This window comes from Tessaracoccus yangjingae, from assembly GCF_054483935.1.
The window spans coordinates 1,554,082-1,569,616 of record NZ_CM137014.1 but is presented as its reverse complement, the minus strand read 5'-3'; the positions used below and the strand labels follow the sequence as shown (position 1 = coordinate 1,569,616).

General features: G+C 71.6%; 9 protein-coding genes. 6 read left to right on the top strand and 3 right to left on the bottom strand.

Going from position 1 to position 15,535, the window contains the following annotated elements:
* Positions 1-3: 3 nt before the first annotated feature.
* Together ACX1D3_RS06705 and glmU are read right to left on the bottom strand one after the other, a co-directional pair.
* Positions 4-978 (bottom strand): ribose-phosphate diphosphokinase, encoded by a 975-nt coding sequence (locus ACX1D3_RS06705; protein ID WP_458996212.1) that lies wholly within the window; start codon positions 976-978, stop codon positions 4-6.
* A 5-nt stretch (positions 979-983) separates the two neighbouring features.
* Positions 984-2,465, bottom strand: coding sequence for a bifunctional UDP-N-acetylglucosamine diphosphorylase/glucosamine-1-phosphate N-acetyltransferase GlmU (gene glmU / locus ACX1D3_RS06700; protein WP_458996211.1), 1,482 nt, complete (start codon positions 2,463-2,465; stop codon positions 984-986).
* 162 nt (positions 2,466-2,627) lie between these two features.
* Here glmU and ACX1D3_RS06695 point away from each other — a divergent pair, with 162 nt between their 5' ends.
* From ACX1D3_RS06695 to ACX1D3_RS06670, 6 genes are all read left to right on the top strand, one after another.
* Positions 2,628-4,709, top strand: coding sequence for a glycoside hydrolase family 36 protein (locus tag ACX1D3_RS06695; RefSeq protein ID WP_458996210.1), 2,082 nt, complete (start codon positions 2,628-2,630; stop codon positions 4,707-4,709).
* Positions 4,702-5,721: a LacI family DNA-binding transcriptional regulator gene (locus tag ACX1D3_RS06690; protein ID WP_458996209.1), complete on the top strand. Its 1,020-nt coding sequence runs from the start codon at positions 4,702-4,704 to the stop codon at positions 5,719-5,721. Before ACX1D3_RS06695 ends, ACX1D3_RS06690 begins: the two co-directional genes overlap by 8 nt.
* The gene (locus tag ACX1D3_RS06685; protein ID WP_458996208.1) at positions 5,711-8,140 is read left to right on the top strand and encodes a carbohydrate-binding protein; all 2,430 of its coding nucleotides are present in this window, start codon (positions 5,711-5,713) and stop codon (positions 8,138-8,140) included. The genes ACX1D3_RS06690 and ACX1D3_RS06685 overlap by 11 nt, the downstream gene beginning before the upstream one ends.
* A gap of 203 nt (positions 8,141-8,343) precedes the next feature.
* Complete coding sequence (locus ACX1D3_RS06680; protein ID WP_458996207.1) at positions 8,344-9,435, top strand: ScyD/ScyE family protein; 1,092 nt, start codon at positions 8,344-8,346, stop codon at positions 9,433-9,435.
* 96 nt (positions 9,436-9,531) lie between these two features.
* On the top strand, positions 9,532-10,590 hold the full coding sequence (locus ACX1D3_RS06675) for a LacI family DNA-binding transcriptional regulator (RefSeq protein WP_458996206.1): 1,059 nt from the start codon (positions 9,532-9,534) through the stop codon (positions 10,588-10,590).
* 199 nt (positions 10,591-10,789) lie between these two features.
* Complete coding sequence (locus tag ACX1D3_RS06670) at positions 10,790-14,077, top strand: choice-of-anchor Q domain-containing protein (protein WP_458996205.1); 3,288 nt, start codon at positions 10,790-10,792, stop codon at positions 14,075-14,077.
* A 63-nt stretch (positions 14,078-14,140) separates the two neighbouring features.
* Here the strand turns inward: ACX1D3_RS06670 and ACX1D3_RS06665 are convergent, their stop codons facing one another.
* Entirely contained in the window at positions 14,141-15,361 is a 1,221-nt protein-coding gene (locus ACX1D3_RS06665) for a Gfo/Idh/MocA family protein (RefSeq protein WP_458996204.1), read from the bottom strand.
* Positions 15,362-15,535 lie beyond the last annotated feature (174 nt).

Here is a 15,535-nt window from a genome sequence, read left to right as displayed (position 1 = left end):
CCTTTAGGCCACGCCCCCGAACAGCGAGGTGACCGAGCCGTCGAGGAAGACGGCGTTGATGGCCTTGGCGATGAGCGGGGCGATCGACAGGACCTTGAGGTTGTTGATCGGCTGCTCGGTGTGGATGGGCAGGGTGTTGGTGACGATGATCTCGGCGAAGTTCGCGCCGTTGAGCCGCTCGGCGGCCGGGCCGGAGAAGATCGGGTGCGTGGCCGCCGCGATCACCTTGGAGGCGCCGCGCTCGTGCAGCGCCTGGGCGGCCTGGGCGATGGTGCCGGCGGTGTCGATCATGTCGTCCACGAGGAGGCAGACCTTGCCCTGCACGTCGCCCACAACCTCGTGCACGGCCACCGTGTTGGCCTTGTCGTGGTCTCGGCGCTTGTGCACGATGGCCAGCGGCGTGCCGAGCACGTCGGTCCACATGTCGGCCAGCCGCACGCGGCCCGCGTCCGGCGAGACCACGCACATCTGGGACACGTCGTAGTTGCTCTTGACGTAGTCGGACAGCACCGGCAGGCCCCACAGGTGGTCGACGGGGCCGTCGAAGAAGCCCTGGATCTGGGCGGCGTGCAGGTCCACGGACATGATCCGGTTGGCGCCCGCGGCCTTGTAGAGGTCCGCCACGAGGCGCGCGGAGATGGGCTCGCGGCCGAGGTGCTTCTTGTCCTGCCGCGCGTAGGGGTAGAACGGGGCCACCACCGTTATCCGCTTGGCCGAGGCGCGCTTGAGCGCGTCGACCATGATGAGCTGCTCCATCAGCCACTCGTTGACGGGGGCGGTGTGGGACTGGATGACGAACGCGTCGCAGCCGCGCACCGACTCCTCGAACCGCACGTAGATCTCGGAGTTGGCGTAGGTGAGCGCGCGCGTGGGCACGATCGGCTCGTCCATGAGGGTGGCCACCTCCTGCGCCAGCTCGGGGAACGCGCGCCCGCTGAAGAGCATCAGGTGCTTGTTGTTCTTGGCGATCTGGGACACAGGGATCAGGCCTTCTTCTTCTCTCGGGACTCCAGCACAGCGGGGTGGACGCTGCCGTCGTGGGCGGCCGCGGCGACGGCGCCCTTCGAGCCCGGGCGGCGCTGGTCCATCCACCCGTCGATGTTGCGCTGCCGGCCGCGGGCCAGGGCCAACGCCCCGGCGGGCACGTCGTCGGTGATCGTGGAGCCGGCGCCCACCAGGGAGCCGGCGGCGATGTCGACCGGCGCGACGAGCACCGAGTTGGAGCCGACGAAGGCGTTGCGGCCCACGTGCGTCGTGGACTTGTACACACCGTCGTAGTTGGCGAAGATCGTGCCGGCCCCGATGTTGACGCCCTCGTCGATGATGGCGTCGCCCGCGTAGGTGAGGTGCGGCACCTTGGCGCCGTCCCCGATCACCGCGTTCTTGGTCTCGACGAAGGTGCCGATCTTCCCGCCCTTACCCAGCTCCGTGCCCGGCCTGAGGTAGGCGAAGGGGCCGACGGTGGCGTTCTCGCCGATCACGGCGAACGAGCCGTGCGTGCGGATCACCTCGGCCCCCGGCCCCACCTCAACGTCCATGAGCGTGGTGTCCGGGCCGATGATGGCGCCCTCCCCCACCGTCGTGGCGCCCTGGAGGATGACGCCGGGCATGAGCACCACGTCGCGGGCGAGGTCCACGTCCACGTCGATCCAGGTGCTGGACGGGTCCACCATGGTGACCCCCGCCATCATCCAGGCGTCGCGGATGCGGCGGTTCATCTCGAGGTTGATGCGGGCCAGCTGGACGCGGTCGTTGACGCCCTCGGTCTGCCACACGTCGTCGATGAGGTGCGCGCCGACGCGCTGCGCGCGCGAGTGGGCGTAGGTGAGCACGTCTGTGAGGTACTGCTCGCCCTGCGCGTTGTCCGTGGTCAGGGAGGCCAGGCCCTCGCGGAGGGTGGCGGCGTCGAAGACGTAGATGCCCGAGTTGATCTCGTCGATGGCCCGCTGCTCGTCGGTGGCGTCCTTGTGCTCGACGATGCCGGTGACGGTGTCTCCGTCGCGCAGCACGCGCCCGTAGCCGGTGGGGTCCTCGACGCGGGCGGTGAGCACGGTCACCGAGTGGTGATGGGCCCGGTGCACGGCCACGAGCTGGCGCAGCGTGTCGCCGGTGAGCATGGGCACGTCGGCGTAGGTGACCACCACGTCGCCCTCGAGCTCACCGAGGTCCGCCAGCCCGCAGGCGACGGCGTGGCCGGTGCCCAGCTGGTCGTCCTGCACCGCCGTGGTGACGGACTCGGACAGCTTCTCGAGGTGGTCCGTGACCTGGTCACGCAGGTGACCCACCACCACCACCAGGTGCGCGGGGTTGAGCGCGGCGGCGGCCGAGACGGCGAAGCTGAGCATGGGCTTGCCCGCCACCTCGTGGAGGAGCTTGGACTTGGCCGACTTCATGCGGGTGCCGCCGCCCGCGGCGAGGACGACTACGGCCGCGACGGGCGCGAGGTCGCTGTCAGTGGTGGACACGGGTGTTTCTCCTTCGGTCGCCGACCGCGAGCTCCGCCGGGGGCTCACCCGGTCAAAATACCAGCCCCGCGCCCGGCGCCGCGCGGACCGTGTCCGGGACAGGCTTGAAACCGTTATCAGAGATGTGCTTGACTGTCCGCGACCGCGCGACAAGGGAGTGACGTGACCGAACTGACCTGGGGACACCCGGCGCTGACGCTGACCCTCTCGACCGCCCCGGACCTCCCCGTCTCGCTCACGTCGGCCACCGCCGACGGCGTGCGTCTCGCGTCGCCCGAGCCCGTGGGACTCGTCCAGATCCTCACCGCGGCCGCCGGTCACGCGCTGGCCAGCACCCGGGTGGGCATGACCGCCCTCGGCGAGCGCCTCCGCTACGTCGGGCACGAGGCGACCACCGACGGGTCCTGGCATCGCCTCAGCCTCACCGTCGAGACGTCCGGCCTCCGAGCCGACGTGAGGCTCGCCTCCCCCGACGGGGTGGCGGCGTTCTCCTCCGAGGTCACCGTCACCAACACCGGTCAGGTCCCCGTGTGCCTGAGATCGGTGGCCTCCTGGGCGGCGCCGCTCGGCGTCGGCGACCCCACCGGCTGGGCGTTCCACAGCGCGGCCAGCGACTGGCTGGCCGAGTCCCGGTGGGGCTCCAGGCCCTTCCGCCCGGACCTGTTCCCGGGCATCGCCGCCCACCTCACCGGCGTGCGCCCGAGGGGTGCCGCGACCCTCACCTCGCACGGCACCTGGTCCAGCGGCGAGCACGCCCCCGTCGCCGCCGCCACCTCGGCCACCGAGGGCGCGGCCTGGCTGTGGCAGGTGGAGCACAACGGGCCGTGGCGCATCGAGGTGGGCGAGGAGTACGAAGACTTCTCCGTCGCCCTGTCCGGCCCCACAGACCTCGACCACGCGTGGTCGCTGGACCTCCGTCCCGGCGGGTCCTTCACCTCCGTGAAGGCCGGCGTCGCGCTCGGCGCCACGCTCGACGACGCCGCCGCGGCCATGACCCGCTACCGGCGGGCCGCCCGGCGGGCGCACCCGGACAACGAGCGGCTGCCGGTGTGCTTCAACGACTACATGAACACCCTCAACGGGGACCCGACGACGGCGAAGCTGCTGCCCCTCGTCGACGCGGCCGCCGAGGCGGGCGCCGAGGTGTTCTGCGTCGACGCCGGCTGGTACGACGACTCCGGCCACTGGTGGGACAGCGTCGGAGAGTGGCTGCCGTCGGCCACCCGCTTCCCCGGCGGGCTGGGCGAGGTGATCGACCGCATCCACGAGCGCGGGATGACGCCGGGCCTCTGGCTGGAGCCCGAGGTGATCGGCGTGCGCAGCGCCATGGCCGCCCGCCTCCCGGACGAGGCGTTCCTGCAGCGCCACGGGCAGCGCCTCGTCGAGCAGGACCGCCACCACCTCGACCTGCGCCACCCGGCCGCGCGGGCGCACCTCGACGGCGTCGTCGACCGCCTGGTGCGCGACTTCGGGGTGGGCTTCTTCAAGCTGGACTACAACATCAACCCCGGCAGCGGGACCGACCACGCTGCGCCCAGCCCCGGGCACGGGCTGCTCGAGCACTCCCGCGCGGTCCTCGCGTGGCTCGACGGCGTCCTCGACCGCCATCCGGGGCTGATCCTGGAGAACTGCGGCTCGGGCGGGATGCGGGCGGACTTCGCCATGCTCAGCCGCCTGCAGCTGCAGTCCACCTCGGACCAGCAGGACTTCCGGCTCTACCCGCCGATCGCCGCGTCGGCGCCGCTGCAGATGCTCCCCGAGCAGGCCGCCAGCTGGGCCTATCCCCAGCCGGGCATGGACCCCGAGGAGATCGCCTTCTGCCTGGTCACCGGGCTGGTGGGGCGCATCTACCTGTCCGGCTACCTCAACCGGATGGCCCCGTCGGAGCTGGGCCTGGTCCGCGAGGCGGTGGCCGCCGCGAAGCGGCTCCGGGCCGACCTCCCCCACGCGGTCCCGTGCTGGCCGCTCGGCCTGCCCGGGTGGACCGACCCGTGGGTGGCGCTGGGGCTCCGCACCGGCGACGACGTACTGGTCGCCCTGTGGAAGCGGGCCGAGGCCGGCCCCGCAGCGCTCCCGTTCCCCGGGCTCGCCGGGCGCGCCATGACCGTGGTGCTGGAGTTCCCCGGGGAGGCGGACGGCTGGGACCTGAGCTGGGACGCCGGCACCGGGACGCTCCGCGCGGACACCGCGATGACCACCACCGCCCGGCTCATCCGCCTCACGCCCACCGACGGCCGTGGCTGACCCGGCGGCGCCCCCCGCCACCATCAAGGACGTGGCCGCGGCTGCCGGGGTCTCGGTGCCCACGGTGTCGCGGTTCCTGACCGGGGCGGCGCGCGTGAGCGACGACAAGCGCGAGCGCATCGCCGCCGCGATCGCGGAGCTCCGCTTCACCCCCAATCCCGCCGCCCGGGCGCTGGGCGGACGGGCGCCCGGCGTGGTCGCGGTGCTGGCCGGCAACACGTCGCGCTACGGCTACGCGGAGACCATCCGCGGCATCGAGGAGGCCGCCCGCGCCGGCGGGCACCTGGTCACCATCACCGCCCTCGACGGCACCGGCGAGGCGGACCTGGACGCCGCCCTGGCCTTGGCGCTGTCGCAGCCGGTGGCCGGGGTGATCGTGCTGGCCTTCGACCCCGCGGGTGTCGCGGCCCTGCACCGCCTCCCGTCGGGCGTCCCGGCCGTCGCGCTCTCGGGCGGCCGCTTCGACGGGCGGCCGCAGATCGTGATTGACGAGGACCAGGGCGCCTTCGCGCTCACCACCCACCTCCTCTCGCTGGGCCACCCGACGGTGCATCACGTCAGCGTCCCGGCGCCGGGCGGCGAGGGGGGCCGCACCCTCGGCTGGCGGCGTGCGCTCGTCGCGGCGGGGAGGCCGGTGCCGCCGATCATCGAGGCCGGCTGGGACCCGGCAGAGGCGCGCCCCCTCGGCGCCGCGCTCGCCGGCCGCGACGATGTCACGGCCGTGTTCTGCGGCAACGACGAGGTGGCCATGGGCGTCATCGCCGGCCTCCGCGACGAGGGCCTCGTGGTCCCCCGCGACCTCAGCGTGGCCGGCTTCGACGACCATCCGCTGGCGGCACTCTGGGACCCGGCGCTCACCACCGTCGCGCAGGACTTCGCCGAGCTCGGCCGCCGGGGCTGGCAGCTCCTCCGCGACCCCGCGTCGGGCCCGCGCCTGCTCACCCTCACCCCAGACCTCATCGTGCGTGCCAGCACCGCCGCCCCACCGGAAGGCCCACCCCGTGACCACTGACCGCGACCTCCTCGTCGACTTCGCCTCCCCCGTCGGCCCCTTCCGCGGCGGCGCCTCCGGCACGCTGTACGGGCTCGGCGACGACGGCGTGCCCACCCCCGCGCTGCTCAACGGCGCCCACCTCACCAACACGAGCCAGAAGGCGCCCTTCGGGACGCAGCACCCCAGCGGCGACGCCCTGGCGGTCGAGGACGGGTTCTTCGCCAAGCACGGCCGCGACATGTACATCTACATCCAGGACCACTACCCGGACTGGCCCTACGACGGCGGCCGGCGCCCCGGGGACGTCGACGGCCGGTGGAGCTTCCTCGACGTCGTCGAGCGGATCAGCGACGCCGTCGCCACCAGCTCCGCCCGCCCCCGCGACTACGTGCTCATCCCGTTCAACGAACCCGACGGCGGCAACTGGTACCCGGAGTGGCCCGAGCACCGGGAGCAGTTCCTGGCCGACTGGCTCGCCGTCGTCGGCGTCATCAGGGACGTGTGGACCCGGCACGGCCTCGGCGAGCCGCGGATCGGCGGCCCCGGCGACATGCAGTGGCAGCCGGAGCGCACGGCGGACTTCCTGGAGTTCGCCGTCGTGCACGGATGCCTGCCCCAGGTGTTCATCTGGCACGAGCTCGGCATCGAGAACCTCGGCACGTACCGCTCACACCTGCGGGAGTACCGGGCCATGGAGGCCGAGCGCGGCATCGCGCCCATCGAGGTGAACATCACCGAGTACGGCATGCTCCGCGACATGGCGGTCCCCGGCCAGCTGATCCAGTGGCTGGCCATGTTCGAGGACACCAAGGTGGACGCCCAGATGGCGTACTGGAACTACGCGGGCAACCTGTCCGACAACACCGCCCGCGCGCACGGCGCCAACGGCGGCTGGTGGACGCTCAAGTGGTACGGAGACCTGGAAGGGTCGACGACCGTCACGGTCACACCGCCCCAGCCGGACGTGCCGGACACGCTGCAGGCGATCGCCGCCGTCGACGCCGCCAACGCCCGGGGCATGGTGCTGTGCGGAGGAGGCGAAGGTGAGTTCGTCCTGACCATGGCGGGCCTGGATCCGGCGCTGTTCGGCGCGCTGGTGGATGTCGAGGTGCGCGAGGCCACGCTCACGGGGGTCGACGGGCTGCACCCCGCGCCGCGCGTGGTGTCCGCACTCCGCGGGGAACCTGTGGGCGACGGCGCCTTGAGCCTCCCCCTGACCTGCGACCGGTTCTCCGCCTACCAGGTGCTCATCACGCCGGCCTACGCAGCGCCGCCGACCGGCCCGGCGCCCTGGTGCGCCACGGTGGAGGCCGAGGACACGGCCCTGGACCACGCCGAGGTCACCCGTTACGACGCGAAGGCGGCGGAGGGCTGGCAGTTCCTCGCCTCGGGCGGGGCGGACGTGTCGAGATTCCGCGAGCCGGGCTCGTCGGCCACCTGGGCCGTCGACGTTCCGCGGGACGGGACCTACCGCTTCCAGGCGATCGCCGCCGCGGCGGGTGAACCCGCCCGGCACGCGCTGTCCGTCGACGGCGAGTTCGCGGCCTTCGTCGATCACCCGGCCGGCCTGGCGCTCAACGAGCGCTCCCGCGGCAGGTACCGGGGCAGCGCCGAGGCGCTGATCAGGCTCCCCGCGGGGCGGCGGGAGCTGTCGCTGCGGACGAGCGTCGACGGCGTCACCCTCCTGCCGGGCGCCGAGGTGACGCTGGACAGGTTCGTGCTCATGGACGCCTCCGACGGCGACCCCACGCTGCATCCCGCCGCGACCTTCAGGCTGTCCGGCGGCGCCCACCTCGACTGGGCGGCGGCAGGCGCGGCCACCTTGGCCGAGGGGGGCCGGGCCGACGTGTATGTCGCGGCCTGGGAGACGGGCTACCACGACGTGACGGTGGCGGTGGCCGACGGGGCGGCGGCCGTCGGGCTGCGGGTCAACGGCCAGGATGCGGGGACTGTGGAGGTCGCGGCGGGCGCGGACCATGCCGCGGCGAGGGTGTTCCTGGTGCAGGGTGTCAACGAGATCGAGCTCTTCGGCGCAGGGAGGACGGTGAGGGTGGCGTCGCTGCTCGTCACGCGCGCTCACGAGGGAGACGCCGCCGCGATCCGGCTGCCCTGGCACGACGGGGCTGCCATCCCCCGGACGGGGGCCCTGGCGACGACGGGCGAGTTCGTCGTGGTGGTGACGTATGCCAACGCCGAGCTGCGGGGCGAGCACGACTACAACCCGCAGGTGGTGGACCGCCTCGTCGAGGTGTGGGAGGGCGAGGGCCGCGTGGGCAGTGCCCGCTGCCGCTACACCTACTCCTGGGCCAACTTCTTCGAGCGTGCGCTCCCCGTCACCCTGGCGACGGGGGACGAGCCGCTGCGCCTGCTGAGCTCCGCCGGGGAGCCCCCGCTGATCCGCGAGGTGGTCGTCGCCGCGACGGCGCTCCGCCGCTGATCCGTCGCCGGGCAGGTGGTTGCCCGGCTTTTGGGTGGTGAGAGAACCAGCTCATCGGCGTCCGGCGCGGCGCTGCGGCATGCACTCTCGGGCCGCCCTCCATGCCTTGACACCTGCCGTTTGCGCGGATCACCGTTGAGCTCAAGGGGGCATGACAGGGGACGACGGTCAGGCTCCCCGAGCCACCGACCAGAGGGGCCTCGATGATGAAGCGCGCGCTGGCGGCTGCATCGGCCGCCCTTGTCGTCCTGGCCTCCGCCTCGACGGCCGTGGCCGCACCGCCGTGGGAGGGCCCGATGGCGCTGGCGGAGGGCCTCACCACTCCCCTGCACCTCGCCGCCGGTCCCTTTGGATCGGTCACCGTGTCCGAGGGCGTCACCAGCAGGCTCACCACCGTCGCGCAGGTCGAGATCAGGACCGTCTACGAGGCCGTCGGGTCCGACGTCGGCGGAGTCGCCTACGACGGCAGCACCCTCGTCTTCGTGGAGAGCCGCAGCGCGGGGCAGGACCCGTCGCCGCCGGTCAGTTCGCTGAAGTCCATCGACCCGGACGGCGTCGTCCGGACGATCACCGATGAGCTCGCCCGCTACGCCGTCGACGACGACCCTGCCGAAACCGTGGAATACGGCCTGACCGGCACGGATGCCTCAGACAACCTCCTCTGCGTGGCCGAACTGGAGGCGCTGGGGGTGCCCGCGCGCTACAGGGACGGAGACGTGGAGCCCGACTCGCACGTCGTGTCCGTGGCCGTCGCGCGCGCCACGGCCTACGTGGCCGACGCGGGGGCGGGCGCGGTCCTGACGGTGGACCTCCGCTCCGGCGAGATCCGCTCTATGACTGCTCTTCCCGCGATGGAGGTCCTCTTCTCCGAGGAGTCGGCGAGGGCCTGGGGGATGCCGTCCTGCGTGGGCCTGCGCTACGACTTCGAGGGGGTGCCCACGGACGTCGAGGTGGGTCCGGACGGCCGGCTGTTCGTGTCGGCCGTGCCGGGAGGCGCAGCGGAGAGGATCGCTCCCCCGTTGGGCGCGGTGTACCGGGTGGACACGGCGACGGGTGTCTCCGAGCTGTACGCCGACGACCTCGTCACGCCCACCGGCATCGCGCTCGACGACGCCGGCGGCCTGTACATCGCCTCCCTGTTCGGCCCTGGCATCCTCAAGGTCGCGCACGGGGGCGGGGAGGCGGGCCTCTACCTGCCGGCCTACCGTGCCGCCGACGTCGAGGTGAGCCGCTCCCGGCTGTTCGCGACCACCCGCGTGCTGGGCAACGGCAGGGTGATCACCGAGCGGCTGTAGTCAGGTCCAGCCGGGTCCGCCGTCAGATCGGGCGGACCCGTCCAGTAGCATCGCCTCCAGCCGCAGACGCGGCGCGCAGCACCCCGAGGAGGCGTCGTGGCATCGTCGGCCCCCACGCCACGCCGCCCCAACCTCGAGCAGGTCGCAGCCGCGGCGGGGGTCTCCCGGGCGACGGTGTCGCGCGTCGTCAACGGCGTGTCGACGGTCGACCCCGAGTTGCGGGAGCGCGTGGAGCGGGCGATCGCGGAGATGCGCTATGTACCCAACCAGGCGGCCCGGACCCTGGCGACCAGCCGGACCGATGCGGTCGCCCTGGTCGCCGCCGAGCCGGATCCACGCGTCTTCGGTGACCCGTTCTTCTCCGCCATCGTGCGCGGCGTGAGCCAGGAGCTGCTGGAGGCCGACGTCCAGCTGACCCTACTGATGGCCCAGTCCTACCCGGACCTCGACCGCATCGAGCGCTACCTGCGGAGCGCCCCGCTCGATGGGGTGCTGCTCATCTCCGAGCACGCCACCTACAACCCCATCCCCCGCGCGATGCACGACGCCGGGCTGCCCCTCGTGATCGGCGGGCGGCCGATCGAGGACGGGCTGGGCGTCGCCTACGTCGACAACGACAACGTGGGCGGCGGCCGGATCGCCGCGGAGCGTCTGCTGGAGCGGGGATGCCGGAGGATCGCCACGGTGGCGGGGCCGGCCGACATGTCCGCCGGCATCGATCGCCTCCGGGGCTTCACGGACGCGCTCGGAGAGCGGTTCGATGCCGGCCTTATCGAGCGAGGTGACTTCACCCAGTCCAGTGGCGAGCTGGCAACGGAGCGCCTGCTCAGCCGCGCGCCGGACATCGACGGAATCTTCGCGGCTTCGGACCTCATGGCTCTGGGCGCGCTGCGTGCGCTGCGCCGGGCAGGCCGGCGGGTGCCCGACGACGTGGCGGTGGTCGGCTTCGACGACATCCCGCTGGCGGCCGCCGCCGAACCGCCGCTGACCACGGTGCGCCAGGACACCGTGATGCAGGGACGCGCGATGGCGCGGATGCTCCTCGCATCGGTGCGCCCTGAGCGTGCCCTCCCGATGGACGACGACCTTCCCGAGGTGCGCGGTCTGGATCGCGTGGTGCTGCCGGTCACGTTGATCGAGCGCGATTCCGCCTGAACCCTTGCCTTCGCCGGACTTGTGTGGTTCCCTGAGAGAGCGCTCTCTGAGAGAGCGCTCTCTCGGGCGAGGGCGCCCGCGGAGAACCCTCACGAAAGGCCACCGCATGTCCGGACCGGGGTCCCGTTCCCTACCGAGAGCAGGTGGCGCCGCTCTGGCGTCGTCCCTCCTGCTCTCGCTCCTCACCATTCCCTCCGCCATGGCCAACGAGCTTCCCGTCGTGGACGACTTCGAAGCTCCGCTGGTCACCGGCGCCTCCACTGCCGCAGGCGTACCGCTGGGCTTCTTCGTCGCCACCGATCCGAAGAGCGCCACCACCTTCGAGCGCACCACCACCGCCCCGGCTCCAGTGCCGGGGGCGGCTGAGGGCAACCACGTGCTCAAGGGTGACTTCACCGTCGACTCGTTCGGCGTGATCATCCACGGCTTCGAGGACGAGACCTCGACCCAGTGGGCCTCCCAGGACTGGAGCGCATTCGAGGGCCTTCAGTTCGAGCTCTACGGCCAGAACACGGGCACCAACCTCTTCATCGACGTCGTCGACAACACGGCCCCCGGCACCACCACGGACACCGCCGAGCGATTCACCGCGGCCTTCGTCGACAACTTCTCCGGCTGGAAGACGATCCAGCTGCCGTTCGCCGCCATGACCCGCAAGGAGATCGGCAACGGCGCGCCCAACGACGGCTTCGGGCTGACCGAAGTCCACGGCTGGGCGTTCGGGACGCTCGCCACCAACGGCACGCAGACGTACTACCTCGACGACTTCGAGCTCTACGGTGTGGCGCCGGAGCGGCCGCTCACCGTCGGCTTCTCGGTGGCCGACACCAAGGTGGTCGAGGGAGCGACTGCTCAGGTCGAAGTGAGGCTGAGCAAGCCATCGGCCGAACCCGTCACCGTCGACTGGGCCACCACCACCGGCACCGCCACCCCCGATCGCGACTACGTCCCCGGCTCCGGCACGGTCACCTTCGCGCCGAACCAGACCCGCGCGACGCTTCAGGTCGAGACCATCGACGACGACGCCTACCAGGGCGAGCGCGGCGTCGTGGTCGCGCTGAGCAACCCGCAGGGCGCCGACATGGGCAGGCCCCCGCTCACCCGCGTCCTCGTCCTGGACAACGAGAGCTTCGACCCCAGCCTCATCGACGGGTTCGAGTCGGGCGCCTACTTCTGGGATGCAGGGAAGCGCGCCACCGTCACCACCCGCGAGATCGCGGCCGGGGACCGGCTTGAGGTGCCGGGTCAGGACGCGTTCGAGAACGTGCTCGACGTCGCGCTCCCCACATCGGGCAACACCGCAGTGCGGCGCGACTTCCCCGCCGCCCAGGACTGGAGCACCTCGGCGGGGCTCGAGTTCCTCTACCACGGCACGGGCTCCGGCAAGAAGGTGACCGTCGGCATCGAGAACAACGCCACGCGGAGCGGCGACGCGAACCCCGCGAACTGGACGTCGGCCTGGGCCGACGAGTTCAACACCCCCGCCGGCACCGCGCCGAACCCCGAGGTCTGGACCCACGAGATCGGCGACGGCACCATCATCGGCAAGCCCGGCTGGGGCAACGACGAGCTGCAGTACTACACCGACAGCACCGACAACGTCGCCACCGACGGCCAGGGCAACCTGGTCATCACCACGCGTGCGACCGACCCCGAAACGGCGCAGCAGTGCTACTACGGCCCCTGCCTCTACACCTCCGCCCGCCTGGTCACCCAGAACAAGGCCGAGTTCCAGTACGGCCGGATCGAAGCGCGCGCGCAGGTTCCCCGGGGTTCGGGGCTCTGGCCCGCGATCTGGGCGCTGGGCAGCGACATCAACCGCAACCCGTGGCCCGCGTCCGGTGAGATCGACATCATGGAGAACGTCGGCCGCAACCCCAACACCGTGTTCGGCACCATCCACGGCCCGGGTTACTCGGGTGGCCAGTCCTTCGGCGGGACCTACGACTTCGACGTCCCCGTCGCGGACAACTACCACACCTTCGCCGTCGAGTGGGCGCCCGGGGAGATCACCTGGACCGTCGACGGGATCGAGTTCCACGACGCCGCACCCGCGGACGTGGACCCGAACCAGTGGGTCTTCGAGCACCCGTTCTTCCTCATCATGAACACCGCTGTCGGCGGAAACTTCGGCGGCGCCGTCAGCCCGGACACCGTGTTCCCGCAGACCCTGAAGATCGACTACGTGCGCGTCTACCAGCAGGTGACCCGTCCCGTGACCTTCACGTCGATGTTCCGCGACGATGTCGCGGGATGGCAGAAGATCACTCTGCCGTTCAGCTCCTTCACCAACAACCGGGGCGCGACGCCTGACCTCACCGACGTCAGGGCAGTGACCCTCTCCGCGCAGACCAAGCGCGGCGAGTCCGTGCTGATCGACGACCTGCGGTTGGCCTGCGCCCCGACCATGGAGGTCACCACAGACGCCGACAGCGGGGCGGGGTCCCTGCGCTCCGCGCTGGGCACGGTGTGCGCCGGCGGGACGATCACCTTCTCCCCGGACCTGGCGGGCGCCACCATCCTCAGCAATGCTGAGCTCACCCTCGGGAAGAACGTCACCATCGACGCGTCAGCGGCGCCCGGCGTGGCAGTCAGCGGTCAGGGCACGAACCGCGCGCTCGTCGTCAACGCCGGCGTGACAGCCAGCGTCACCGGGCTCACGTTCCGCGACGGCTACGGCTACGAGCTGGCGGGCGCGGTCCTCAACAACGGCAACCTGACGCTCGAGAACGTCGTGGTCGCCGACAGCGACGTCAACACCGGCGGCATCGAGTTCTGGAAGGGCGGCGCCGGCATCTACAACGGGGAGAACTCCACGTTGGTGCTGCGCGACAGCACCGTGCGGGACAACTCGGTGACCGGCGGTGCCGGCGGCGGCGTCTACGGGTTCTTCGGCTCGAGCGTCACCATCGAGCGCTCGACGATCAGCGGCAACAGCGCCAACGACGTCGGCGGCGGCATCCGCTCCCTCGGCAACACGACGATCGTCAACAGCACCATCAGTGGGAACACCTCCACCGGATGGCACGGCGGCGGCGTGTTCCACACCGACGGCGCGCTGGTGATGGAGTACTCCACCGTCGCGGCGAACACCGCGCCGGACGGCACCGCGGGCGGCCTGTTCCTCGGCTCGTTCGGGGCACCGGACGGCAGGGCCTCCCTCACTGGCTCGGTCGTGTCCGGCAACTCCGGCGACGAGTGCATCGTCTTCTACGGCGGGCCGTTCACCATGGAGTCAGGCGGCCACAACGTGCTGAGCGACACCTCCTGCGGCGCGCCTGCGGGGACCGATCTGGTCGGCGAAGACGCCCTCCTCGGGGCGCTGGCCGACAACGGCGGGCCCACCCTCACGCACGCGCTCCTGGCGGGAAGCCCCGCCATCGACGCGGGCGACGGCGCCTCGGCACCGGCCACGGACCAACGCGGCGTCACCCGGCCGCAGGGCGACGGCCCCGATGCCGGCGCCTTCGAGGTGGAGGTGGCGTGATCTGACCCGTCGATGACCTGGCCGGCCCGCGTGGAGCACTCCTCCACGCGGGCCGGTCCCGTGTCAGTCCCAGCCGGGATCGGCCGGGCCGTCGCCGTGGTCCGGGATGGGGAGGCGTGCGCCGCCCTGCTTCGCGGACTCGAACGCAATCACGCCGGGCAGGGTGAACCGTGCGGCACGCCAGGCGTTGACCGGGGGCTGCGTTCCAGTGGTCACGGCCCGGACGAAGTCGTCGGCCAGGTAGTGGTGGCTGCCCTCGTGGCCGTTGTGGGCGCCGTCGAACTCCCGCGGGAGCCGCGCGCGGTCCTGGACCTTGGCGCTGCCCGAGGCGAAGCTCTGCATGAGCGCCGGGTCCACGTCGCCGAAGCCCTCCGGCAGCTCGCCGGGGCCGGTGGCCAGCAGGTCACTCACGTCGAGCGTGGCGCCCTTGGCGTAGTCCTCACCCTCGGTCTTGACGCTGAGGGTGGCGCCGTCGCCGGACTGCTCGAAGACCTCCTCGGTGCCGTAGAACCGGAAGCGCGACTCGTGGCCCTTCCAGTAGCCCACCCGGCGGAACTCGTTGGTGCGCATCGCGCCGCCGTCGGCGAGCTCGAAGAGCGCGGTCATGTTGGAGAAGTCGTTGCCCCACTGGGAGATGCTCTTGTCGAAGATGCCGTCGGCACCGGTGTCGACGATGCCGAGGCAGGACACGGAGGTGGCGTAGGTGGGCAGCGCCCCGAGCACCCCACCGATGGCGTGGGTGGGGTAGAGCATGGGAGGGAAGCTCGCCGTCGGCTTCCAGTCCTCCCCGCCGCTGAACTGGTACGCGGCGGAGAAGCCGTTGTCCATGTCGTGGACGTAGTCGCCCTCGGAGTAGAAGACGCGGCCGAACGCCCCGTCGGCCACCCGCTTGCGGGCGTAGATCACCGCGGGGTTGTAGTAGCTGGTCTCGCCCATCATGTAGATCAGCCCGGTCTCCTCAACCTTGGCGACGATGGCGGCGATCTCCTCGGCGCTGATGGCCATCGGCACCGCCGAGTAGACGTTCTTGCCGGCGCCGAGCGCCTTGAGGGCGAGCTCGCCGTGGCTCCAGCGCTGGGTCATGATGGCAACAGAGTCGACGTCCGAGGCCAGGAGCGCGTCGACGTCGGCGAAGCTCCCGGCCAGGCCGTACTGCTCGACGTGCTGGGCCGCACGCTCCGGGACGAGGTCCGTCACGTAGACCTCCTCCACGGCCGGGTGGAGCTGCCAGAGGCTGATGAAACTGCGGGCGAACTGGCCGGTTCCGATGACACCGATCTTCATGGTGATCAGTCCTTTCGACTGAGGGTGTGGAGCTGAGGGGCGTGGGCCGCTTCGACGCGGCGGACACCAAGTTACCCGGGTAACCTGTCGGAATGCAAGTGGCCTAGGATGAGGCTGCGGGGAGTCCGGAGGTCATGTCCATCGGGTCTGCCGCGAGATCAGTGAAGGAGGATC